The sequence below is a fragment of the Streptomyces sp. NPDC031340 genome, assembly GCF_055569945.1.
This window is the reverse complement of sequence record NZ_JBVIIE010000042.1, coordinates 1-22,200: the sequence shown is the minus strand read 5'-3', so window position 1 is coordinate 22,200 and position 22,200 is coordinate 1. Positions and strand designations below refer to the sequence as shown.

At 72.9% G+C, this 22,200-nt stretch carries 17 protein-coding genes; 10 read left to right on the top strand and 7 right to left on the bottom strand.

Features of this window, described 5'->3' with window-relative positions; genetic code table 11:
- Positions 1-372 precede the first annotated feature (372 nt).
- The 5 genes from ACZ5GT_RS28305 to ACZ5GT_RS28285 form a co-directional block, all read right to left on the bottom strand.
- Entirely contained in the window at positions 373-1,170 is a 798-nt protein-coding gene (locus tag ACZ5GT_RS28305) for a class I SAM-dependent methyltransferase (protein WP_469031745.1), read from the bottom strand.
- A gap of 136 nt (positions 1,171-1,306) precedes the next feature.
- Positions 1,307-2,101: an alpha/beta hydrolase gene (locus tag ACZ5GT_RS28300; RefSeq protein ID WP_469031744.1), complete on the bottom strand. Its 795-nt coding sequence runs from the start codon at positions 2,099-2,101 to the stop codon at positions 1,307-1,309.
- Positions 2,102-2,105: 4 nt separating this feature from the next.
- Positions 2,106-3,578, bottom strand: coding sequence for a coproporphyrinogen-III oxidase family protein (locus ACZ5GT_RS28295; protein ID WP_469031743.1), 1,473 nt, complete (start codon positions 3,576-3,578; stop codon positions 2,106-2,108).
- Positions 3,579-3,840: 262 nt separating this feature from the next.
- Positions 3,841-3,999 carry a hypothetical protein gene (locus ACZ5GT_RS28290; protein WP_351894043.1) on the bottom strand — a complete coding sequence of 53 codons (159 nt, stop codon included), beginning with the start codon at positions 3,997-3,999 and terminating at the stop codon, positions 3,841-3,843.
- Between the two features lie 118 nt (positions 4,000-4,117).
- Positions 4,118-5,443, bottom strand: coding sequence for a radical SAM protein (locus ACZ5GT_RS28285; protein ID WP_469031742.1), 1,326 nt, complete (start codon positions 5,441-5,443; stop codon positions 4,118-4,120).
- A 152-nt stretch (positions 5,444-5,595) separates the two neighbouring features.
- Here ACZ5GT_RS28285 and ACZ5GT_RS28280 point away from each other — a divergent pair, with 152 nt between their 5' ends.
- Complete coding sequence (locus tag ACZ5GT_RS28280) at positions 5,596-6,003, top strand: DUF6278 family protein (protein ID WP_469031741.1); 408 nt, start codon at positions 5,596-5,598, stop codon at positions 6,001-6,003.
- Positions 6,004-6,436: 433 nt separating this feature from the next.
- On the opposite strand, the gene ACZ5GT_RS28275 is transcribed toward ACZ5GT_RS28280, so the two are convergent.
- Positions 6,437-7,201 carry a hypothetical protein gene (locus ACZ5GT_RS28275; RefSeq protein ID WP_469031740.1) on the bottom strand — a complete coding sequence of 255 codons (765 nt, stop codon included), beginning with the start codon at positions 7,199-7,201 and terminating at the stop codon, positions 6,437-6,439.
- 128 nt (positions 7,202-7,329) lie between these two features.
- Between ACZ5GT_RS28275 and ggt the strand changes: the two genes are divergently transcribed.
- Positions 7,330-9,132 carry a gamma-glutamyltransferase gene (gene ggt / locus ACZ5GT_RS28270; RefSeq protein ID WP_469031739.1) on the top strand — a complete coding sequence of 601 codons (1,803 nt, stop codon included), beginning with the start codon at positions 7,330-7,332 and terminating at the stop codon, positions 9,130-9,132.
- A gap of 173 nt (positions 9,133-9,305) precedes the next feature.
- Here ggt and ACZ5GT_RS28265 read toward each other — a convergent pair whose 3' ends face one another.
- Positions 9,306-11,840 (bottom strand): ATP-dependent Clp protease ATP-binding subunit, encoded by a 2,535-nt coding sequence (locus tag ACZ5GT_RS28265; RefSeq protein WP_469031738.1) that lies wholly within the window; start codon positions 11,838-11,840, stop codon positions 9,306-9,308.
- Positions 11,841-12,130: 290 nt separating this feature from the next.
- Between ACZ5GT_RS28265 and ACZ5GT_RS28260 the strand changes: the two genes are divergently transcribed.
- The 8 genes from ACZ5GT_RS28260 to ACZ5GT_RS28225 form a co-directional block, all read left to right on the top strand.
- Positions 12,131-12,382, top strand: coding sequence for a helix-turn-helix domain-containing protein (locus tag ACZ5GT_RS28260; RefSeq protein WP_469031737.1), 252 nt, complete (start codon positions 12,131-12,133; stop codon positions 12,380-12,382).
- Positions 12,383-12,515: 133 nt separating this feature from the next.
- Positions 12,516-14,918 (top strand): hypothetical protein, encoded by a 2,403-nt coding sequence (locus tag ACZ5GT_RS28255; RefSeq protein ID WP_469031736.1) that lies wholly within the window; start codon positions 12,516-12,518, stop codon positions 14,916-14,918.
- A gap of 189 nt (positions 14,919-15,107) precedes the next feature.
- Positions 15,108-15,950 carry a nitrilase-related carbon-nitrogen hydrolase gene (locus ACZ5GT_RS28250; protein ID WP_469031735.1) on the top strand — a complete coding sequence of 281 codons (843 nt, stop codon included), beginning with the start codon at positions 15,108-15,110 and terminating at the stop codon, positions 15,948-15,950.
- Positions 15,947-17,233 (top strand): aspartate aminotransferase family protein, encoded by a 1,287-nt coding sequence (locus tag ACZ5GT_RS28245; RefSeq protein WP_469031734.1) that lies wholly within the window; start codon positions 15,947-15,949, stop codon positions 17,231-17,233. The genes ACZ5GT_RS28250 and ACZ5GT_RS28245 overlap by 4 nt, the downstream gene beginning before the upstream one ends.
- Before the next feature lie 202 nt (positions 17,234-17,435).
- Positions 17,436-19,073, top strand: coding sequence for a PucR family transcriptional regulator (locus tag ACZ5GT_RS28240; RefSeq protein WP_469031733.1), 1,638 nt, complete (start codon positions 17,436-17,438; stop codon positions 19,071-19,073).
- Positions 19,074-19,228: 155 nt separating this feature from the next.
- Positions 19,229-20,071 carry a nitrilase-related carbon-nitrogen hydrolase gene (locus ACZ5GT_RS28235; protein ID WP_324788082.1) on the top strand — a complete coding sequence of 281 codons (843 nt, stop codon included), beginning with the start codon at positions 19,229-19,231 and terminating at the stop codon, positions 20,069-20,071.
- Between the two features lie 31 nt (positions 20,072-20,102).
- Positions 20,103-21,506 (top strand): dihydropyrimidinase, encoded by a 1,404-nt coding sequence (gene hydA / locus ACZ5GT_RS28230; RefSeq protein WP_469031732.1) that lies wholly within the window; start codon positions 20,103-20,105, stop codon positions 21,504-21,506.
- A gap of 11 nt (positions 21,507-21,517) precedes the next feature.
- Positions 21,518-22,200, top strand: a 683-nt coding sequence (locus tag ACZ5GT_RS28225) for a TIGR03842 family LLM class F420-dependent oxidoreductase (RefSeq protein ID WP_469031731.1), incomplete at its 3' end; no start/stop codon positions are given.

Sequence of the window (22,200 nt, the reverse complement as noted above, 5' to 3'; positions counted from 1 at the left end):
GCCGTGGCGTCCTCCCCCCACACCTCGCCGCGCACCAGCAACTCGCCCGCGGGCACACGCTGCACGGCCAGGTAGACGTCCTCCGGCCGCACGTCCAGCAGTTCGCCCAGACGCGTCCGCAACAGCCGCAGCAGCGCGCTCACCTGGTCCGTGCCGTAGCTCTCCTTGCAGACGACGAACCCGGCCGGGGCCGGACCGCGCTCACCCTCGCGCCACTCCGGACGGTGATACGTCCCCGGCGCGAGCTGCTCCCACCACACCCAGCAGTGCCCGGCCGGCAGACCCAGCAACTCCGTTACTGATGCGGCGAGTTGTTCCAATACCGCGGCGCCCGGACTCGGCGCCGGAGAGTGCAGCCTGATCACCGGCATCTCAGCGCACCCCGCCCAGCGGCTTGACGCCGATCAGCATGCAGGTGCGCACCGGGATGAAGAACTCGTCGCCGTCCTGCCGGATGCCGAGCGCCGCGCGGTGCGCCTCGGGCGCCGCGGCCAGCCGGCGGCGGATCGCCTGCTCGGCCTCGGAACCCGAGGAGGCGATCTCGCACCACCGCTTGACCGGCACGCCGGTCCGGCTCTCGGCCTGCTCCCCGCGGGCGACCGGGACGTTCAGCCCCGCGTCCTGCAGGAAGCCGATCCACTCGGTGAGGGTGTAGCTGCGCATGTGGGTCGGGTCGTGCAGGACCTCCAGCTCGTGGTTGAGCGTGTCGATCTCCGGGTCCTCGTTGCCCTCCAGGTCGATCACGGCCAGCCGTCCGCCGGGGCGCAGCAGCCGGGCCATCTCGGCGACCGCCTTCCGGATGTCGAGGAAGTGGTGCGGGGCGAGCCGGGAGACCACCAGGTCGAACGAGGCGTCCGGGAAGGGCAGTTCCTCGGCGGCGGCCTGCGCGGTCTCGACGTCGACCGACCGCTCCGCCGCCAGCGCGCGGAAGGACTCCAGCATCGACGGCGCGGGGTCCACGCCGACGAGCCGGGCCGGGTGCTCGTCGGCGAAGGACAGCGCCAGGTGGCCGGCGCCGCAGGCGACGTCGCAGATCGCGCTGCCGGTCTGCGAGCCGAGCGTCTCGTGGAGCGCATCCATCGTCGGACTCGACCGGTGCACCTCGCTGGTGGCGAAGTTGCCGGCGATCTTGTCGAAACGCCGGCTGGAGAGCGTCTCGGTGGCGGGCATGTCGTCCTCTTTCCTTCGGCGGACCGGAGTGACCGGGAGGTACTGGTGGAGCTGATGGAACCGTCGGCGCTGCTGGAGCTGTCGGATGCGACCGTCACAAAGCGACCCGCGCGAAGCGACCGTCACCGAACGACCGTCACCAAGCGGGCCCCACCAACGAGCTGAGCTCCGCCAGCGGGTCCCGGGCGGGGCCGGAACCACACGGGTGGAGGGTGTGGCCGAGCCCGTCGAGCACATGGACCCGGACCGCGGGCGTGGGGGAGCCGATGAGGTGGCGTGCGGACCAGTCGGCGTAGACGGTGGGCTCGAAGACGGCCGGCGGCAGCGAGGTGTCGGAGCTGTCGACGAAGCCGAGCAGGTCGTGGCCGCCGTAGACGAGTTCGATGGCGGGGAGGCGGGAGGTCAGGAACACGTCGTCGTCGACCACGGTGCCCACCAGGACCAGCCGGTCCGCCCGCCCCGGCGCGCCCGACTCCAGCAGCCGCAGCAGGGCCTGCCCGCCGAGCGAGAACCCGATCAGCACGAGCGGCCCGGTGAGCAGATGGCGGTGGCCGTCCAAGAGCTGCCGCAGCCGGTCGGTCCGCGCGCGCACGTCCGGCTCCCCGGCGGGCGTGCCGGGGTCCCGGGCGGGCATGTCGCACTCCAGCACCTGTGCGCCGGCGGCGACCAGATGCGCCGTCAGCCGGCCGAGCAGCAGGTCGTCCCGGCCCTCGCCGTCGAGGGCCGAGACGGCTCCGGGGCCGGCGAGCAGCACGGTGCGGCTCGCCGGCGTGGCGGGGAACGACCGCCTGGTGCGGTACGCCGTCCCGCTGCCGTCCCTGCGCCACCGCAGGTGCCGATGGACCTGCGGGGCCCGCGGGACCTGACGGACCCGCTGCACCGGCTGCACGCCCCGGTCCGGCTGGACCGGGTGCCCCTGGCGGACGCTCACCGGGTCACCTCCGGCACACCGCGTCGGCGAAGCTGCCGATGCGCTGGTGGAAGTAGACGCTGATGATCTCCTCGTGCAGGGCCTCGCCGTCCAGCGTCGGCACCACGCTCTCCGCCGTTCCCGGCACCGGCTCGACGAGCCGCCGCTCCAGCAGTTCGGCGAACACCGAGGCGAACGGCTCGTCGCGGAACAGCTCGATGCCGAACCGGCGGCGGAACCGGCCGGCGTCGATGGGCTGGTTGGCCTTGAAGTTGAAGCCGAGCACCAGCCCGGCCGCCTCCAGGCCCGCCAGCCGGCGGCCGAAGGCCAGCGGCAGGCCGGGGCCCTGCTTCAGGTGCCGGGCGTAGCCGCTGATGTCGGCGATGTTATGTGTTTGCACGACCGTGTCGTCATCGCCGGTGAGCCAGCCGTACGCGCCGGGGCCGTAGGCGATCATGGAGTCGTGGCGCTGCCACTTGTTGCGCGACACCCGCGGGATGTTGCCGTCCGGGTAGACGCCGGGCCGGTTCCACCAGCCGCACGGGCTCGGGTGGTAGCCGGCGTCGAGCAGCAGCTCCACGATGGCCTCGCGCATCGCGTAGGTGTCGTCGAGGCCGGGGAAGAGATCGTCCTCGCGCAGCCGGTCCCGGACGCTCTCGACGTTCCACAGGGCCCGGTTGCCGATGCCCATCTTCGCCCGGTCCGCGTTGCGCAGCCGGTAGATGGTGATGGTCGGCACGCCCCGGTCGATCAGGCAGCGGATGTCGTCGGCCACCTTCGCCGGGGTCTGGTGCGGCAGGCCGAACATCATGTCGACGTTGAACGGCATGCCGGTGGCCCGGAGTTTGTCGATGGCCGTGAGCGACATGGCCGCGTCGTGGCCCCGGCCCGCGAAGGCGTTGACCTCGCTCTGCAGCGACTGCACGCCCACGCTGAACCGGTTGAAGCCGATCTCGCAGGCCTCGGCCAGCTCGTCGTGCTGGAAGTTGTCGGGGTTTCCCTCGAGGGATATCTCGCAGTTCCCGGTGAGCGTGTAGGAGGCCCGCATGTGGTCGGTCAGGCGCCGCAGTTGCTCGGTGCCCAGCAGCGAGGCGGTGCCGCCGCCGAGGTAGACGGACTCGATCGCGGCGTCGGCCAGCCAGGGGGCGTGCGCGAGCCGGCGGTGGGACTCGTCCAGCAGCAGGTCGGTCCACACTTGCGGCGCTCTGTCTCCCTCGGGGCCGCTGGGGACCTTGCGCTTGACGTAGTTGCAGAAGTGGCAGATGTACGCGCACAGCGGCACGTGGAAGTACAGGTGGGCGGGGCGGCCTGCGCCGGGGTGGGCGCGCAGGGCGTCGGCGACCTCGGTGGCCGTGAGTCGCTCGCCGTAGTTGGCCGTCACGTTGATGTTGTAGTCGTCCTGGCCGATCCGCAGCGCGGGGTTCTCCCGGAGCAGCCGCGTGAGACCCGTGCCGGGGCGCACGGCGGTGGTGCCGGCTGAAGCAACCGTCTTGCTCATCGCGACCTCGTCTCCTCACACCTCGTCGGACTCGGCCGTTCCCGGCCCGTCCCTCTGCGGGCCGGGAAGGCCGTGCGGCGCCCGCCCCTGTGCTCGCAGGGGGCTCGTCGGGCGCGCTTCCCGGCCCGTCCCTCAACGGGCCGGGAAGACCGTGCGGCGCCCGCCCCTGTGTGCTCGCAGGGCGCTCGTCGGGCGCGTTCCCCGGCCCGTCCCTCTACGGGCCTGGGAGGTGGTGCTCCGCTCAGGTCGTCACCCGCGAGGGTCAGATCTCGACCTCGATGACCGTGGCCTCGGTGATGTTGGTGGCCTCCACCAGGGTCTCGGCGGGGGCGGTGGCGGACGCGGCGCCGACGGCGCTCAGGGTCACGCCATCCTGCCCGGGCTCCAGGTGGATGCGGATGACCTTCTTCTCTTCCGGCATGTCGGTGTTCCCTTCACTGATGGGACGGCGGCTCGGTGCGCCGCCCTCGGACGGGGGCCCGCTCACGTCGTCGGGAGCGGGGGCGGTGGGGCCCGGCGGATCGCCGGGCGGGCCTGCGCTAACGCGGGGTGAGCGTCAGGCGTACGTCGCGCTGCTTGCGCTCACGCCAGTAGCGGCCGGCGCGCAGCATGAACTCCTGGAGGTACTCGGTGGCCCCGCAGCCGCGCGGATCACCGGAGAGGTTGCGGGCCAGCGGCGGGCAGCGGAACTGGCACCAGATGTCCTCGCGGGCCACCGGGCACGTACCGCACACCGTGTGGTCCTCGAAGCGGATGTCGCGGAACTCGTCGAAGCCGGTCTCCCAGATCTCGGCGAACGGCCGCCCGGTGACGTTCCCGGCCCGGTGCAGCTGCCCGGACATGCAGTTGCTGCACGGGTAGACGTCGCCGCGGCTGTTCACGTAGACGACCGAGCGGCCGCACTTCTCCTGGCCGACGGCCCGTTCCAGCCGCTGGCAGAACTGGATGGTGTCCACCCCGCGGATCTCGTCCGCGGCGCGCCGCGCCGGCTGCCCGGCGGCGTCAGTGGCGGCGGACTCCGCGGCCTCGGCGGCCATGTCGTCGGGGCCGCTGGAGTAGCGCTCCATGCAGCGCCGGTAGACCTCGAAGACCTCGTCCACGTCCTCGGGACGCAGCAGCATGTCCGGGTGGAGCAGGGCGCGGCCCACCGGGTGGGTCTCCAGCCACTGCGGCCGGGGGTACCCGCGCTCGGCGCACCACTCGAAGATCTCCTCGGCGTCCTGGATGTTGCCGCGGTGGACGGAGATCGCGGTGCGGAAGACGTGCCCGTGGGCGCGCATCATCTCGAAGGCGCGCTCCAGCTTGGGGAAGTCCATCCGGCCGCGGACCGTGCGCTCGGGGTCGGCGGTGTCGAAGCTGATGAAGAACGACTGTCCCGGGGGGATGGCGGCGAGCCGCTCCTCGGTGATCAGCAGCCCGTTGGTGAAGATCTGCGTGCTGAACGGCTTGCTGCGCGCATGCCGGATGATCTCGACCGCGTCCCGGTGCGAGAAGATCTCACCGCCCGTCAGGAACACCTGCAACACGCCCATGTCGGCGAAGTCGTCGAGCAGCGCCTTGATCTTCTCGGTGGGCATCTCGTCGGGCCGCTTGAGCGCGGAGTCCGCGTAGCAGTGCTTGCAGCGCAGGTTGCACAGGTTGGTGGTCTCCACGAACGCGATGGCCGGGGCCGGCAGGTGGAAGCGGTCGAGGGTCACCAGCGGGTCGGACAGCGCGTGGGCCATCAGCTCCTCGGACGCCACCGGCAGCCCGGAGTTGTGCCGCAGGATCAGCTCCCGCGCCTCGGCGGCCAGGAACTCGACGTGACCGTTCGGCAGCAGCGCGACGAGCCCGCCTTCGTTCGTCTGGAACGGAATCTTCTGCACGAGTCCCGCCTCTCCCTGCCTAAGTCAACGGACGTTGAACTCATGACGCGTTGAACTCTACGAGGGATGAATAACCTTGGCAAGAGGTGGTGACCGGGCGGTGTTCCGCGCGCCTGTGGTGCGGCGGCCGGAGTCGATGCGACGCTGAAGGTATGAACATCCGTTTTCTGGGACACCGGAGCGAGCCTTCCCGGCCCCGTGACACGGAGGGTCTCGCCGACCTCCTGGCCGAGTGCGAGCTGCTGCGCTCCCAGGCGGCCCGGGAGGGTGTGCGGCTCGACGACTCCGCAGGCTCGCTGGAGGAACTCGACCAGCTGCTGCCGCGCTGGCGGGACGACGAGGAGGCGCTGGCCTGGCTGGGCAACGACGCGGGCCTGTACCTCGGCACCGTCATCGTACGGACGGTGCCCGGCGCCGGGTGGGAGATCCGGCCCGACGGCCAGCCGGTCGTCCGGCTCGCCTCCGGCCGGGAGTTCGACGTGGTCGACTCGGGCCGGGAGTGGGCGGCCGGCGGAGTTCCCGAACTGTCGCAGCTGTACGCCGAGGTCGCCGAGGCGTGAGCCCGAGATCCTCCGGCACCGACCGGGGGACACCTCGCGCGCGAACCTCGACTACGATGTTCCGCTCACCCCACGGTGAAGCCCGAACCGCCTCCAGAGGCACCGCTGCCGGGTGGGGCCCGTGGTCCTCGCGACCTCGGGGGGCGGCAGTCACAGAGCCATACCCGGCCGGCGCCGGCCGGAGATCACTGCTCGCGCGGCGGGACCGACACGCACGACGTGTCGCCTGCCGCCGGGGAGAAGGTCAGCCGCGCGCCGGACGGGTTGTGCTCGACGTCCACCGGGCGCCCGCCCCCTGACCGGCGCGGCACTCACCGGGCGCCCGCCCTCCTGACCGGCCCGACACGTCGTCACAGCGCGGCCGGAAGCCGCCGTACGAGGCCGAACCTCCGCCGGGCCGCCCCCCGAACCCCGTTCCCCCTCGCTGCCAGGCTCAGCCGGCCCGGTGCGAGGTGCGGGTCGGCGTCGGCTCCGAAGCGGGCGGCGGCGTCTGCGCGGCCCGCGTCACGTCGGCGACCAGCTCCACCACGTCCGGGCCGTACGCCTGCGAGTTGACGACCCGGAGCAGCAGGACGAAGGAGTTGTTGCCGTACTTGCGGGACAACCGCTCGTGGTTGCGGGCGAGATAGCGGGTGGCGGCCTGGTTGTCGATCGCGCGCTGCCCGCAGAACAGGAACACCGGCCTCGTCTCGCGGCGCTCACCGGCGGTCAGCCGGGCCAGGATCACGTACTCGCTGCGACCGCTCTCCAGCCGGTAGTGTTCGCCGCCGATCCGGAACGAGGCCCGGTCCGGGCCCGGTTCGGCGTCCACGTTGACGCGGACGCCGGGCAGCAGGGAGTCGAGATGGGCCGCCATCCGGCGGTTGGACCCGGGGCCGCCGACGCAGAACTCGGTGCGCTCGCCGAAACCCTGCTGGGCGGCGTCGTGCGCGACGACCTGTGCGTGCGCGTTGCAGTCCTTGATGAGCGCCGACAGTTCCAGCAGCGCGAAGACATCGTGGCGCTTGACGGACAGTTCGGTGCCGCCCGGCTCCCGGTTGACCACCAGCAGCGTCTCGGAGTTGTCGGGCAGCCCGAAGAAGGCCTGCTTGCGACGGAGTCTGCGCTTCCACAGATAGGTGCGGGCCAGCCAGCCGAGGGCCGCGCTGATGCCGGCCGCGACCACGCCCAGCACGATGTTGCGCACGTCGTCATTCATGGGCGCGCATGGTAGCGGGCCCACGCAAACCCGTGTTCGAGCGCGGCGCTACGCACGGCGCCACGCGCTCCTGACGGGGCCCCGGCGATGCAATAGGCTGCGCGGACGGTTCCCGACTGGAGGTGCGCATGCGTCGGCCTGTCTTACGGAAACTGCCGGTCCTCGTGGTCTCGGCCGCCGTGGTGTCGGCGGGGGCGGCGGCCCCGCCCGCCGCGGCCGGGGCGGCGGCCCCCGAGAAGGTCCCGGTCGCCGTCGGCTACGGCGGCGCGGTCGCGAGCGTCGACGCGGACGCCTCGGCGGCCGGCATCGAGGTGCTCCGGAAGGGCGGCAACGCCGTCGACGCGGCCGTCGCCACCGCAGCCGCCCTCGGCGTCACCGAGCCGTACTCCTCCGGCATCGGGGGCGGCGGCTACTTCGTCTACTACGACGCCAAGTCCCGCACCGTGCACACCATCGACGGCCGGGAGACCGCGCCCCTGACGGCCGACTCCGGGCTCTTCCTGGAGAACGGCAAGCCGCTCGCCTTCGCCGACGCCGTCAGCAGCGGTCTGAGCGTCGGCACACCGGGCACGCCGGCCACCTGGCAGACGGCGCTGGAGAAGTGGGGCAGCAGAAAGCTGGACACGGTGCTCAAGCCGGCCGAGCGGATCGCCCGCGACGGCTTCACCGTCGATGACACCTTCCGCTCGCAGACGGCCGCCAACGAGACCCGGTTCCGCTACTTCCCGGACACCGCCGAGCTGTTCCTGCCGGGCGGACAACTCCCGGTGGTCGGCTCCACCTTCAAGAACCCCGACCTGGCCCGCACCTACGAGGAACTCGGCCGGAAGGGCATCGGCGCGCTCTACCGCGGCGACCTCGGCGACGACATCGTCGACACCGTCAACCACCCGCCCGTGGAACCCGCTTCGGGCTGGAACGCGCGCCCGGGCAAGCTGTCCGACAAGGACCTCGCCGCCTACCGCGCCAAGCTCCAGGCGCCGACGAAGACGTCCTACCGCGGTCTCGGGGTGTACTCCATGGCGCCCTCCTCTTCCGGCGGCACCACGGTGGGCGAGGCCCTCAACATCCTCGAGAAGACCGACCTCTCGAAGGCGAGCGAGGTCCGCTACCTGCACCGCTACATCGAGGCGAGCCGCATCGCGTTCGCCGACCGCGGGCGCTGGGTCGGCGACCCCGCCTTCGAGGACGTCCCGACGAAGGAACTGCTGTCGCAGAAGTACGCCGACTCGCGGGCCTGCCTCATCAAGGACGACGCCGTCCTCACCAGCCCGCTGGCGCCCGGCGACCCGCGCGACCCCGCGGCCTGCGCCTCCGGCGGCACGGCGGCCCCCACGACGTACGAGGGGGAGAACACCACGCACCTGACGGTCGCCGACAAGTGGGGAGACGTCGTCTCCTACACCCTCACCATCGAGCAGACCGGCGGCAGCGGCATCACCGTGCCCGGCCGCGGCTTCCTGCTCAACAACGAGCTGACGGACTTCTCCTTCGCCCCGGCCAACCCGGCCGTCCACGACCCGAACCTGCCGGGGCCGGGCAAGCGGCCGCGCTCGTCGATGTCGCCCACGATCGTGCTCGACCGCCACAACAGGCCCGTGATGGCGGTGGGTTCGCCCGGCGGCTCCACCATCATCACCACGGTGCTGCAGACACTCACCGGGTTCCTCGACCGGCACCTGCCGCTGGTCGACGCCATCGCCGCGCCGCGCGCCAGCCAGCGCAACGCCACTCAGACCGAACTCGAACCGGGCCTGTACGACAGCGACCTGCGGACGCGGCTGGAGGCCATCGGCCACTCCTTCAAGCTCAACCCGGAGATCGGCGCGGCCACCGGTGTGCAGCGGCTGCCCGACGGCAGGTGGCTGGCCGCCGCGGAGAAGGTACGGCGCGGCGGCGGCTCGGCCATGGTGGTGCACCCGGCGTCGTAGCGCCTGGACGGTGGTGGCACCCGGCTCGTAGACGCGGGTATGAGGGTGCACCCGGCGACGTGGGCGCGGCGATCGGGGTGTACCCGGCGTCGTGGGCGCGGCGATCGGGTGCGCCCGGCGCGTCGTGGGCGCGGGGATGGTGGTGCGCCAGGCGCGTCGTAGGAGCGCGGCGCTCACAGTTCGGGGGTGGGCGGCAGGTCCTCCGTGGCGAACGTCAGCCGCCCGTCCTCGACGCCCACGGTGACCCGGCCGCCCTCGACGACCCGGCCGTCGAGCAGCAGCTTGGACAGCTCGTTGTCGACCTCGCGCTGGATGATGCGGCGCAGCGGACGGGCGCCGTACTCGGGCTGGTACCCGCGCTCGGCCAGCCAGTCGACGGCCGCGTCGGTGAACTGGACCGTCACGCCCTGCGCGTGCAGCAGTCGGCGGGTCCTCTCCAGCAACAGGTCGGTGATCCGCCGCAGTTGGTCACCAGTCAGCTGGCGGAAGACGACGATCTCGTCGATGCGGTTGAGGAACTCCGGCCGGAAGTGCTCCCGCAGCGGCCGCAGGACCTGTTCCCGCCGCGCCTCCTCGTCGGCGTCGGCGCCGCCCGGCCCGAAGCCGATGCCCGCGCCCCTGCGCGTGATCACCTCCGAGCCCAGGTTGCTGGTCATCACGATGACCGTGTTGGTGAAGTCCACCGTGCGGCCCTGCGAGTCGGTCAGCCGCCCGTCGTCCAGGACCTGCAGGAGGATGTTGAAGACATCGGGGTGGGCCTTCTCCACCTCGTCGAGCAGCAGCAGCGAGTACGGGTGCCGGCGCACCACCTCGGTGAGCTGGCCGGCCTCCTCGTGGCCGACGTACCCGGGCGGGGCGCCGATCAGACGGCTGACGGTGTGCCGCTCCTGGTACTCGCTCATGTCCAGGCGCACCATGCGCTCCTCGCTGCCGAACAGCGCCTCGGCGAGCGCCCGGGCCAGCTCGGTCTTGCCGACGCCGGTCGGGCCCAGGAAGAGGAAGCTGCCGATCGGCCGGTCGGGGCTGGCGAGCCCGGCGCGGGAGCGCAGCACCGCCTCGGAGACGACGCGTACGGCCTCGTCCTGCCCGACGACCCGCTCGTGCAGGTGCACCTCCAGGCCGAGCAGGCGTTCCTTCTCCTCCTGGGTGAGGCTGCTGACCGGGATGCCGGTCTGCCGGGACACCACCTCGGCGACGGCCTCGGCGGTGACCTCCAGGTGCTGACCCTCGTCGGCCTGCTGGCCGTCGCCGGCGGCCGCGATCTGCTGCTTCAACTCCACGATGCGGTCGCGCAGTTGCGTGGCCTGCTCGTACTGTTCGTCGGCGACCGCCTGGTCCTTGTCGAGGGTGAGCTGCTCGACCTCGCGCTCCATGGTGCGGACGTCGGTGCCCTTCGTCTTCGCACGCAGCCGCACCCGGGCGCCGGCCTGGTCTATCAGGTCGATCGCCTTGTCGGGCAGCCGGCGGTCGGTCAGGTAGCGGTCGGACAGCTCCACCGCCGCCACCAGCGCCTCGTCGGTGTAACGGACCTGGTGATGCGCCTCGTAGCGGTCGCGCAGCCCGCGCAGGATCTCGATGGCGTCGGGCACGGACGGCTCGGGCACCAGGATCGGCTGGAAGCGGCGGGCCAGCGCCGCGTCCTTCTCCACCCGGCGGTACTCCACCAGCGTGGTGGCCCCGACGACGTGCAGCTCGCCGCGGGCCAGGGCCGGCTTGAGGATGTTGCCGGCGTCCATGGTGCCGCCCTCGCCGCCCGCACCGGCGCCGACGACGGTGTGCAGTTCGTCGATGAAGACGATCAGCCGGTCGGAGTTGGCGCGGATCTCGCCGACGATGTTGTTCAGGCGTTCCTCGAAGTCGCCCCGGTAGCGGGTGCCCGCGACGACGGCGGTCAGGTCCAGGGCGACCACCCGGCGCCCGGCCAGCACGTCGGGCACGTCGCCGTCGGCGATGCGCTGCGCGAGCCCCTCCACCACGGCCGTCTTGCCGACGCCCGCGTCGCCGATCAGCACCGGGTTGTTCTTGCCGCGGCGGGAGAGCACCTCGATGGTCTGCTCGATCTCGTCGTCCCGCCCGATCACCGGGTCGATGCGGCCCTGCCTGGCGAGGTCGGTGAGGTCGCGCGCGTACTTGTCCAGGGTGGGCGTGCCCGTGGACCGGGGCCGTTCCGCGCGGCCCTGCGGCGTCTCGGGGGCCTCGGACGGGCCGGACGGCGTGTAGCGGGCCGAGTTGAGGATGTGCCCGGCGGCGGAGTCCGGGTTCGCGGCGAGCGCGCTGAGCACGTGCTCCGGGCCGATGTAGCCGGTGCCGGCGGCTCGGGCCAGCTCGTGCGCGTCCAGCAGGGCCCGCTTCACGGCCGGGGTCAGGGACAGTGAGGTCGGCGGCGGTGTCTCGCCCGCCGGGTGCTGGACCGGACCGGAGCGCTTGTCGATCTCCTTCGCCAGCGAGTCGGGGTCCGCGCCGGCGCGGCTGAGCAGACTGCGGGTCGGTTCGGCGGCCAGCGCGGCCCGCAGCAGGTGCTGGGTGTCGAGATCCCGGCTGCCGTGCTCGGCCGCGTACTGGGCGGCGCCGCGGACGAGGTCCCGCGCGGGCTGGCTGAGCAGCCGGCCGATGTCGATCTGCCGGGGACTCTGGCGGGGGCCGCCGAAGAAGCGGGCCAGGAATTCACCGAAGGGGTCGCCCTCCGGGCCGAGGTAGCCGCTGGTCATCGTGTTGGGTCCTTCGCTGACGACGTGCCGGAGTCGGGCGGGTAACCCGGACAAAGGGCGCTCATGCCACGATGGCACGTTCTGTTCCGTCGGGCACGTCCAGCGCCCCGCGCCGCGGCCCTGATTCGCCGCCTGAGCGCCGCCCCGCACCGCCCTGGTGGGCCCGGGGCGCCCGCCTCGGTGTTCTGCGCCGGGGGCAGGGCGCTGGTTGCCGGGTGCCCGGGGACGGGTGGCAGGCCCGCGCATGACGCGAACCGCGCCAATTACTATACCGGTATTACTATGACGGCATGGTGCGCACCCCCCTCACTCCCGAAGAGCACGAGCGCGGCGAGCGGCTCGGCAGGCTGCTGCGCGAGGCCCGCGGCGGGCGGAGCATGGCGGACGTCGCGGCCGAGGCCGGCATCTCCGCGGAGACCCTCCGCAAGATCGAGACGGGGCGCGCCCCGACGCCCGCCTTCTTCACGGTCGCCGCGCTCGCCGGTGCCCTCGGCCTGTCGATGGACGAACTGGTCGGACGGTGCGCGCCGCTCGCGGTGTGAGCGGCGGTCGCACGTCACGTTCCGGCAGGATCGGCGTACTCTGCGTCGAGCCCGAAAACTCTCCGTAGCGCCGCCGTAACACGGCTGGTGTTGTCTACGGACCGGAGTCTTCCGGTCTGGCGGGAGTTGGGCGATGGCTGTGGATCAACTCCCTGACATGGTGCGGGAGTTCGCGAACTACCTGAACGGCCTGCTGGGGCGTCTGGACCAGGGCGGCGGCTGGTGCGCGGTGTTCTGGCAGCGTGACCCGGACGGGATGCGGGCGTGCCGGGACGGACGCGAGATGCTGCCCTGGGACGTGGTGGAGGCGCTGCTGCAGGACCTCGCCGCGACGGCCGGGCGGGGGCCCGTGGCCCGCGAGCGGGAGCACGCCCGCGCCCTGCACGCCGCCGCGGTCGCCGCGTACGACGCCCGGCCCGGCGGCCGGGAGGCCCTCGGCGACCGGCTCGACGTCATGTTCCGCGAGCAGCGCTACGCCGCCGAACGCCTGACGGGACTGACCCGCGCCCTCACCCACGCCGCCACCCGGGACGAGGCCGACGCCCTCCGCCTCGACCTCGCCTGGGCCCGCGACGACCACGAGCGAGCCACCGCCCGCTGCCGTGAACTCCGCGCCCGTATGGACGCCGTGCGCCGCCGGTCCGCCGACGGACGTACCGGCCTGCCCCGGACGCCCGCACGGACGGCGGCCGTCGGCGAGCCCCGGGACGATGCCGGCCCCGCGGCCCGCGACATCGCGTCCAGCCCCGGCACGGCGCCGCGCCAGGGTGCTGCCTTCGCGGCGGGGGCCGGGGCCGACGCGGGCGCCGGCTCGACGGGCGGTGCCGTGCCGCGCGCGGACGCCCGGTTCGGGGAGGGTGCGGCGTCCGGGGGAGAGGCTCGGTTCGCGGAGGGCGCTGCCTTCGCGGCCGGGGTCGGGGCCGACGCGGGCGCCGGCTCGACGGGCGGTGCCGTGCCGCGCGCGGACGCCCGGTTCGGGGAGGGGGCCGTTTTCGGTGCCGACGCCGGGGCAGTGCCGGTGGAGGGGGCCCTGCCGGGGGTCGAGGCCAGGCCTGCGGAGGGCGCCGGCTTCCGCGCCGGGGACCGGTTCGCGGAGGGCGCTGCGCTTGGCGGCGACGCCCGCTTCGCGGAGGGTGCGGTGTCCGGCGGCGATGTCCGGTCCGCCCGAGGATTCGCGTCCCAGGTCGGCGTACGCTCCGCCCTCCGGGCTGACGCCCGGTACCCGGAGCCTGCCGACGAGCAGCCGCTCACCCGGGCCGGCGTCCGGTACCCGGAGCCTGCCGACGAGCAGCCGCTCACCCGGGCCGGCGCCCGGTACCCGGAGCGCACCGGCGCCCCGCCCTCGGGGAGGCGCGTCTTCCGGATCGATGCGGCGTACCGGACGGACGTCCTCCCCGCCGATGCCGGCCCCTCCGGCGGTGGCCTCACCGGTGGTGGCCTCGCCGGCGGTGGCCTCGCCGGCGTGCCGCGGCGGCCGGACGCGCGGGTGGGGAACGACGGCGCCGCCCCGCGTCTCCTGGGGCGCGACCGGCCGGGCGCGGAGGCGTCTCCCGGTGGCTCCCCGGGACGCGACCACGCGGAGGTGTTTCCCGGGCGGCTCGGCGCCCCCGAGGCATGGCCCGCGGAAGCCTCCGAAGCCCACGACGTCTCCGAGGCCGTCGGGGCGGTCGGGGCCGCCGAGGCCACCGGGGCCGTCGGGGAACGTCCGAGGCCCGGTCGGGAGGCGTCCGGCTCCACCGCCCCGGTGGAGCAGCCGCCCGGCGACGGCGGCAAGCCGCGCAAGCGGCGTCGGGGCAGCGCCCGGTTCGCCGGGATGGTGGACGAGGACACCGCTCCGGTGACCGTGCCGTCGGCCACCGCGTCGGCCCTGCCCGCGCCGGTCGCGCCGGACGCCGCCGGCACCCGTACCCCACGCGGCGCCCGGTTCGCCGGAGCGGCCGAGGCGGACCACCGGGCACCGGGGGCGCCGCAGCCGCAACCGCAACCGCAGCCCGAGCCGGTGGACGCGGAGGCCGCGCGCGACGTCGCGGCCGCCGTCGAGTCGCTGCTGCGGCTGCGGGCCGAGGGCCGCAGCGGGGAGGCGCACGCCCTGCTCGTCGAGGCGGCCCACTGGCCCCCGGGCCGCTTCCCGCTGCTCGCCGCCGAGCTGCGGCGCGCCGGGCTCGGCGCCGACTGGGCGACGCTGCTGTGGGAGGCCGCGTCGCTGCCCGCCGACCGGCTGGTCGCCGCGGCCGACGCGCTGGTCGCGGCCGGCCGGCACGCGGACGGCGAGCAGATCCTGCGCCAGGGCGTGGTACGGCCCGCCGCCGAGATCGGCGAGGCCGTGCTGGGCCTCGTCGCCGAGGGGCGCCGCCGCGAGGTGCGCGCGCTGCTGGACGCCTACGTCCGCGTCCGCACCCCCGAGGAGGCGGTCCGCAGCGCCGAGCCCGACCCGCCGACCCTCGCCCCGCTGCTGCTCCAGGCCGCGCAGGGGGTGTCCGACGAGCGGCGCTGGGACCTGGTCCACGCCCTCCGGGTCGCCGGCCTCGCCGCCTGACGCCCCGCCCACCGCCCTCACCGGGCCCGCACCGGCCACTCCGCTCACCCACCGGAGTGCGAAACGTGATCGACTCCGCGGGTTGACGACGATGGTCTTGGCAAGGCCGCCCCGGAGGCTTACGTTCATCCCTCTACGACCTGCGTCTACGGGCGTAGAGGCTCTGACGTCCCGTCGAAGGAGCAGCTCATGGCCAACGTCGTACGCGCCGCTCTGGTACAGGCCACCTGGACCGGCGACACCGAGTCCATGGTGGCGAAGCACGAGGAGCACGCCCGTGAGGCGGCCCGCCGGGGCGCGAAGATCATCGGATTCCAGGAAGTCTTCAACGCCCCCTACTTCTGCCAGGTCCAGGAGCCCGAGCACTACCGCTGGGCCGAGCCCGTGCCCGACGGCCCGACCGTGCGCCGTATGCGGGAACTCGCCCGGGAGACCGGCATGGTGATCGTGGTGCCGGTGTTCGAGATCGAGCAGTCCGGTTTCTACTACAACACCGCCGCCGTGATCGACGCCGACGGCACCGTCCTCGGCAAGTACCGCAAGCACCACATCCCGCAGGTCAAGGGCTTCTGGGAGAAGTACTACTTCAAACCCGGGAACGCGGGCTGGCCGGTCTTCGACACCGCCGTCGGCAAGGTCGGCGTCTACATCTGCTACGACCGCCACTTCCCGGAGGGCTGGCGGCAACTCGGCCTCAACGGCGCCCAGCTGGTCTACAACCCGTCGGCCACCCACCGCGGGCTGTCCAGCCACCTCTGGCGCCTGGAGCAGCCCGCGGCGGCCGTCGCCAACGAGTACTTCGTCGCCGCGATCAACCGGGTCGGCGTGGAGGAGTACGGCGACAACGACTTCTACGGCACCTCGTACTTCGTCGACCCGCGCGGTCAGTTCGTCGGCGACGTGGCCGGCGACTCCAAGGAGGAACTCCTCGTCCGGGACCTCGACTTCGGCCTGATCGAGGAAGTGCGGCAGCAGTGGGCGTTCTACCGCGACCGGCGGCCCGACGCGTACGAAGGGCTGGTGCGTCCGTGAGCGAGGAACTGCTGGGCCGCCACCGGGCCGTCCTGCCCGACTGGCTGGCCCTCTACTACGACCGGCCGATCGAGATCACCCACGGCGAGGGCCGTCACGTCTGGGACGCCGACGGCAACAAGTACCTCGACTTCTTCGGCGGCATCCTCACCACCATGACCGCGCACGCGCTGCCCGAGGTCACCAAGGCGGTCAGCGAGCAGGCCGGCCGGATCATCCACTCCTCGACCCTGTACCTCAACCGGCCGATGGTCGAACTCGCCGAGCGCATCGCCCGGTTGAGCGGGATCCCGGACGCCCGGGTCTTCTTCACCACCTCCGGCACCGAGGCCAACGACACCGCCCTGCTGCTGGCGACGACGTACCGGCGCAGCAACGTGATCCTGGCGATGCGCAACAGCTACCACGGCCGCTCCTTCAGCGCGGTCGGCATCACCGGCAACCGCGGCTGGTCCCCGACCTCGCTGTCTCCGCTGCAGACCCTGTACGTGCACGGCGGCGTGCGCACCCGTGGCCCGTACGCCTCCCTCGGCGACGACGAGTTCATCGCCGCCTGCGTCGACGACCTCCAGGACCTGCTCGGCCACACCCGGCCGCCCGCCGCCCTGATCGCCGAGCCCGTGCAGGGCGTCGGCGGCTTCACCTCACCGCCCGACGGCCTGTACGCGGCCTTCCGTCAGGTGCTCGCCGAGCGCGGCGTGCTGTGGATCGCCGACGAGGTGCAGACCGGCTGGGGCCGCACCGGCGACCACTTCTGGGGCTGGCAGGCGCACGGGCAGCACGGCCCGCCGGACATCCTCACCTTCGCCAAGGGCATCGGCAACGGCATGTCCATCGGCGGTGTGGTCGCCCGCGCCGAGATCATGAACTGCCTCGACGCCAACAGCATCTCCACCTTCGGCGGCACCCAGATCACCATGGCGGCGGGCCTCGCCAACCTCGCCTACCTGCTGGAACACGACCTGCAGGGCAACGCCCGGCGGGTCGGCGGGCTGCTCATCGAGCGGCTGCGGGCGGTCGCCGCGCAGCTCCCGCACGTCCGGGAGGTGCGCGGACGGGGCCTGATGATCGGCGTCGAGCTGGTCCGGCCCGGCACGGACGAGGCCGACTTCGACGCGGCGAGCGCCGTACTGGAGGCGGCCCGCGCGGACGGGCTGCTCATCGGCAAGGGCGGCGGCCACCGCACCAGCGCCCTGCGCATCGCCCCGCCGCTGTCCCTCACGGCCGCGGAGGCCGAGGAGGGCGCCGCGATCCTCGAACGCGCTCTGCGGAGCATCCCGTAGCAGCGGGACAGCAGTGCGGGGGGCGAGTGAGCCGAGGGGGCGTGAGTGCGGCGAGCGGACGGGCGTGTCCGTGCCCGGGGGACCGGGCACGGCCGGCCGCTCGCCGCGCGCTCCGGCGCGGGGACCGGGCACGGCCGGCCGCTCGCCGCGCGCTCCGGCGCCCCGGAGGCGAACCGAGCCGCAGAAAAGGGGAACACCGCCCATGACCACCACCTTCGGATCCCTGGAGCGTCCGGAACACCCGGAACAGCCGGAAAACCGGTCACGCCGGGTACACCTGGAACACTTGGAACCGGCCCTGTCGGTCCGCCAGGTGCTGTCGCTGGAACGGGTGCTCGCCGGTGAGCCCGAGGTGGTGGCCGGCGCCGCCCGGCTCGACCGGCCGGTGCGCTGGGTGCACGTCGCCGAGGCGTCCGACGTGGGCGTGATGCTCAGCGGCGGCGAGATGGTCCTCACCACCGGCGTGCTGCTCGCCGGCGACGAGGAGAAGCAGGCCGAGTACATCCGCTCGCTGCACCGCGCGGAGGCCGCCGCCGTCGTCCTGGGCCTCGGCCGGGCGTTCCCCGCCCCGCCGGATGTCATGCGGCGGGCCGCCGAACGGTGCGGGCTGCCGCTGATCGTCCTGCACCGGCCCTTCCCCTTCGCGGAGCTGACGGAGGAGGTGCAGTCCCGGCTGGTGCGGCGGAAGTTCGCCGCGGTCAGCCTCTCGGAGTCGGTGCGCACCGCCCTCACCGGCCTGATCACCGCCGGCGCGCCCCTGCAGCGCCTGCTCGACGAGGTCGCCCAGCACAGCGCCTGCCCCGTCGTCGTCACCAACCTCGCCCACCGGGTCCTCGCCACGGCGGGGGAGCGGCCAGCCGTCGACGACGTGCTGCGCGACTGGGAGCGGATCTCCCGGCAGGCCGGCGGCAACGAGGGCGACGGCTGGATCCGCGCCGAGCTCGGCGGCCGCGGCGAGCGGTGGGGCCGCATCGTGCTGTGCGGCTACCGCGGCGACACCGCCACCGGGCGGCTGCTCGCCGACCGGGCCGCCGAGGCCCTCGTCCTGCACCGGATGCTCGGCTCCAACACGGGCTGCAGCTGGGAGGAGCAGTCCGCGCAGAGCCTGCTGACCGACCTGGTCAGCGGGGTCGTACCGGCGAGGCAGCTGCTGCCGCGGGCGCGTGCGGCCGGGCTGCCGGTCAACCGGCGCGCCTTCGTGCCGCTGGTGGTCCGGGACAAGGACCCCGCCCGGCTCGACCGGGTGCTGCGCATGCTCGGCCTGTCCGGACTGGTCGCCGAACTCGCCGACGGCGCCGTCGCCGTGCTGCTCAGCCTCGCCCGCGACCAGGACGCGCACGCGCTCACCGCGCACTTCGCGGCACGGCTGCGCACCGAGTCGGGGGAGCCGAGGACGGTGGTCGCCGCGGCCGACCCGCGCACCGCCTGGGACGACGTGCCCGCCGGGCTGCGCGAGGCCCAGCACGTCGCCGACGCCGTCGCCGACTCCGCGGCCGCCCTCGACCTGCCGGCCGTCGTCCGGCTGAAGGACGTGCACCTGCGCGGCCTGATCCGGCTGCTGCGCGACGACCCGCACGTGCAGTCCTTCGCCGAACGCGAGCTGGACGGGCTGCTGCGCGGGCCGGACGAGGAGACGGCGGCCCTGCTGTCCGTGCTGCGCACCTACCTCGCCACCGGCCGCAACAAGTCCCGCACCGCCCAGCTCCACCACGTCTCCCGGCCCGCGCTCTACCGGCGCCTGGAGGCCATCCAGGGCCGCCTCGGCGTGGACCTCGACGACTTCGAACAGGCCGCCTCCGTACACATCGCACTCCTCGCGCACGACGCGCAACAGGGCTGAAACACATGATGACCAGGGAAAACGGCGGTGAAACATGGTCCCGCGACAAGGTGACACGGTGGCACGCCGCGGGCCCGCAGACGTGACACGGTGCACCTCAAAGCCCGCCTCCGGACTTCCTAGCCTTCTCGCACACCGAGCGACCGGAGGTCCCGATGAGCCAAGTGATCCGCGCCGCCCTCTTCCAGACCGCGTGGACGGGCGACAAGGAGTCGATGATCCAGGTGCACGAGCAGGCCGCGCGGGACGCGGCCGCGCAGGGCGCCCAAGTCCTCTGCTTCCAGGAACTCTTCTACGGCCCCTACTTCTGCCAGGTCCAGGACAAGGCGTTCTACGAGTACGCCGAGCGCATCCCCGACGGCCCGATCGTCAAGCGCTTCCAGGCGCTCGCCAGGGAGCTGGGCCTGGTCCTCGTCCTGCCGATGTACGAGGAGGAGCAGCCGGGCGTCCTGTACAACACGGCCGCCGTGATCGACGCCGACGGCACCTACCTCGGCAAGTACCGCAAGCACCACATCCCCCAGGTGCCCGGATTCTGGGAGAAGTTCTACTTCCGCCCCGGCAACGCGGGCTGGCCGGTCTTCGACACCGCCGTCGGCCGGATCGGCGTCTACATCTGCTACGACCGGCACTTCCCGGAGGGCTGGCGGGCGCTGGGCCTGGCGGGCGCCGAGATCGTCTTCAACCCGTCGGCCACCTCGCGGGGACTGTCCCGCTACCTGTGGCAGCTGGAGCAGCCGGCCGCGGCCGTCGCCAACGAGTACTTCGTCGGCGCGATCAACCGGGTCGGCGTGGAGAGTTACGGCGACAACGACTTCTACGGCACGTCCTACTTCGTGGACCCGGAGGCCCAGTTCGTCGGCGAGGTGGCGAGCGACAAGGAGACCGAACTCGTCGTCCGCGACCTGGACCTGGCCAAGCTGCGCGAGGTGCGCGACCGCTGGCAGTTCTTCCGGGACCGCCGCCCCGACGCCTACGCCCCGCTGACCGCACCCTGACCGAACCGTTCACCCTGGCAGGAGAGGGACCATGAGCAGCCGTACCGTCATCCGCGGTGGCCTCGTCGTCACCGCGTCCGACGAGATCCACGCCGACGTCCTGATCGAGGACGGCCGTATCGCCGCCCTCGCCGCCTCCGGCACCCCGGCCGCCGACGCCTGGACGGCCGAGCGCGTCATCGACGCGGCCGGCAAGTACGTCATCCCGGGCGGCGTCGACGTCCACACCCACATGGAGCTGCCGTTCGGCGGCACCTCCGCCTCCGACACCTTCGAGACCGGCACCCGGGCGGCCGCCTGGGGCGGCACGACGACGATCGTGGACTTCGCCGTGCAGAGCGTCGGACACTCACTGCGCGAGGGCCTGGACGCCTGGCACGCCAAGGCCGAGGGCAACTGTGCGATCGACTACGGCTTCCACATGATCGTCTCCGATGTGAACCAGGAGACGCTGAAGGAGATGGACCTGCTGGTGGAGGAGGGCGTCACCTCCTTCAAGCAGTTCATGGCCTACCCGGGCGTCTTCTACAGCGACGACGGCCAGATCCTGCGCGCCATGCAGCGCTCCGCCGAGAACGGCGGCCTGATCATGATGCACGCCGAGAACGGCATCGCCATCGACGTCCTCGTCGAACAGGCACTGGCCCGCGGCGAGACCGACCCCCGCTACCACGGCGAGGTCCGCAAGGCCCTGCTGGAGGCGGAGGCCACCCACCGCGCCATCAAGCTCGCACAGGTCGCCGGCGCGCCCCTGTACGTCGTGCACGTCTCGGCCGCGGAGGCGGTCGCGGAGCTGGCCCGGGCCCGCGACGAGGGCCTGAACGTCTTCGGCGAGACCTGCCCGCAGTACCTCTTCCTGTCCACCGACAACCTCGCCGAACCCGACTTCGAGGGCGCGAAGTACGTGTGCTCCACGCCCCTGCGCCCCAAGGAGCACCAGGCCCGGCTGTGGAACGGCCTGCGCACCAACGACCTCCAGGTCGTCTCCACCGACCACTGCCCGTTCTGCTTCACCGGCCAGAAAGAGCTCGGCCGCGGCGACTTCTCCAAGATCCCCAACGGGCTGCCGGGCGTGGAGAACCGCATGGACCTGCTCCACCAGGCCGTCGTCGACGGGCACATCTCGCGCCGCCGCTGGATCGAGATCGCCTGCGCCACCCCGGCCCGCATGTTCGGCCTGTACCCGAAGAAGGGCACCATCGCCCCCGGCGCCGACGCCGACATCGTCATCTACGACCCGCACGCCGAGCAGGTCATGTCCGCGGACACGCACCACATGAACGTCGACTACTCGGCGTACGAGGGCAAGCGCACCACCGGCCGGGTCGAGACGGTCCTCTCGCGCGGCGAACCCGTCATCACCGAGCGGGAGTACACCGGACACGCCGGTCACGGCGTCTACACCCCGCGCTCCACCTGTCAGTACCTCAACTAGGAGTGGCGCCCATGGACTTCGGACTCGTCCTGCAGACCGATCCGCCGGCCACGAAGGTCGTCGAGCTGATGAAGCGCGCCGAGCGCAACGGCTTCACCCACGGCTGGACCTTCGACTCGGCCGTGCTGTGGCAGGAACCGTTCGTGATCTACAGCCAGATCCTCGCCAACACCGAGCGGCTGAAGGTCGGCCCGATGGTGACCAACCCGGGCACCCGCACCTGGGAGGTCACCGCCTCCACCTTCGCCACCCTCAACGACATGTTCGGCAACCGCACCGTCTGCGGCATCGGCCGCGGCGACTCCGCGATGCGCGTGGCGGGCCGCAAGCCCAACACCCTGGCCCGCATCAGCGAGGCCATGAAGGTCATCCGGGCACTGGGCCGCGGCGAGGAGGCCGACCTCGGCGGCGGCACCGTCGTCAGGTTCCCGTGGATCGGGCCCGGCGCCGAAGTCCCCGTCTGGATGGCCGCGTACGGGCCCAAGGCGCTGAAGATGACCGGCGAGGAGGCCGACGGGTTCATCCTCCAGCTCGCCGACCTCTACCTCACCGAGTACATGGTCAAGGCGGTCAAGGACGCCGCCGTGGGGGGGGGGGGGGGGGGGTCGGGGGGGGGGGGGGGTTTGTGCCTCCCCTCGGTCTTTCCCCACGGCCACGCCCTCCAAGGCATCTCCCCCCCTCCTCACACGCGGCG

Bases quoted from the DNA above. Each gene is read 5' to 3' on its own strand.
- ACZ5GT_RS28305 (WP_469031745.1), bottom strand. From the start codon at position 1,170: ATGCCCGCCACCGAGACGCTCTCCAGCCGGCGTTTCGACAAGATCGCC.
- ACZ5GT_RS28295 (WP_469031743.1), bottom strand. From the start codon at position 3,578: ATGAGCAAGACGGTTGCTTCAGCCGGCACCACCGCCGTGCGCCCCGGC.
- ACZ5GT_RS28290 (WP_351894043.1), bottom strand. From the start codon at position 3,999: ATGCCGGAAGAGAAGAAGGTCATCCGCATCCACCTGGAGCCCGGGCAG.
- ACZ5GT_RS28280 (WP_469031741.1), top strand. From the start codon at position 5,596: ATGAACATCCGTTTTCTGGGACACCGGAGCGAGCCTTCCCGGCCCCGT.
- ACZ5GT_RS28275 (WP_469031740.1), bottom strand. From the start codon at position 7,201: ATGAATGACGACGTGCGCAACATCGTGCTGGGCGTGGTCGCGGCCGGC.
- ggt (WP_469031739.1), top strand. From the start codon at position 7,330: ATGCGTCGGCCTGTCTTACGGAAACTGCCGGTCCTCGTGGTCTCGGCC.
- ACZ5GT_RS28265 (WP_469031738.1), bottom strand. From the start codon at position 11,840: ATGACCAGCGGCTACCTCGGCCCGGAGGGCGACCCCTTCGGTGAATTC.
- ACZ5GT_RS28260 (WP_469031737.1), top strand. From the start codon at position 12,131: ATGGTGCGCACCCCCCTCACTCCCGAAGAGCACGAGCGCGGCGAGCGG.
- ACZ5GT_RS28255 (WP_469031736.1), top strand. From the start codon at position 12,516: ATGGCTGTGGATCAACTCCCTGACATGGTGCGGGAGTTCGCGAACTAC.
- ACZ5GT_RS28250 (WP_469031735.1), top strand. From the start codon at position 15,108: ATGGCCAACGTCGTACGCGCCGCTCTGGTACAGGCCACCTGGACCGGC.
- ACZ5GT_RS28240 (WP_469031733.1), top strand. From the start codon at position 17,436: ATGACCACCACCTTCGGATCCCTGGAGCGTCCGGAACACCCGGAACAG.
- ACZ5GT_RS28235 (WP_324788082.1), top strand. From the start codon at position 19,229: ATGAGCCAAGTGATCCGCGCCGCCCTCTTCCAGACCGCGTGGACGGGC.
- hydA (WP_469031732.1), top strand. From the start codon at position 20,103: ATGAGCAGCCGTACCGTCATCCGCGGTGGCCTCGTCGTCACCGCGTCC.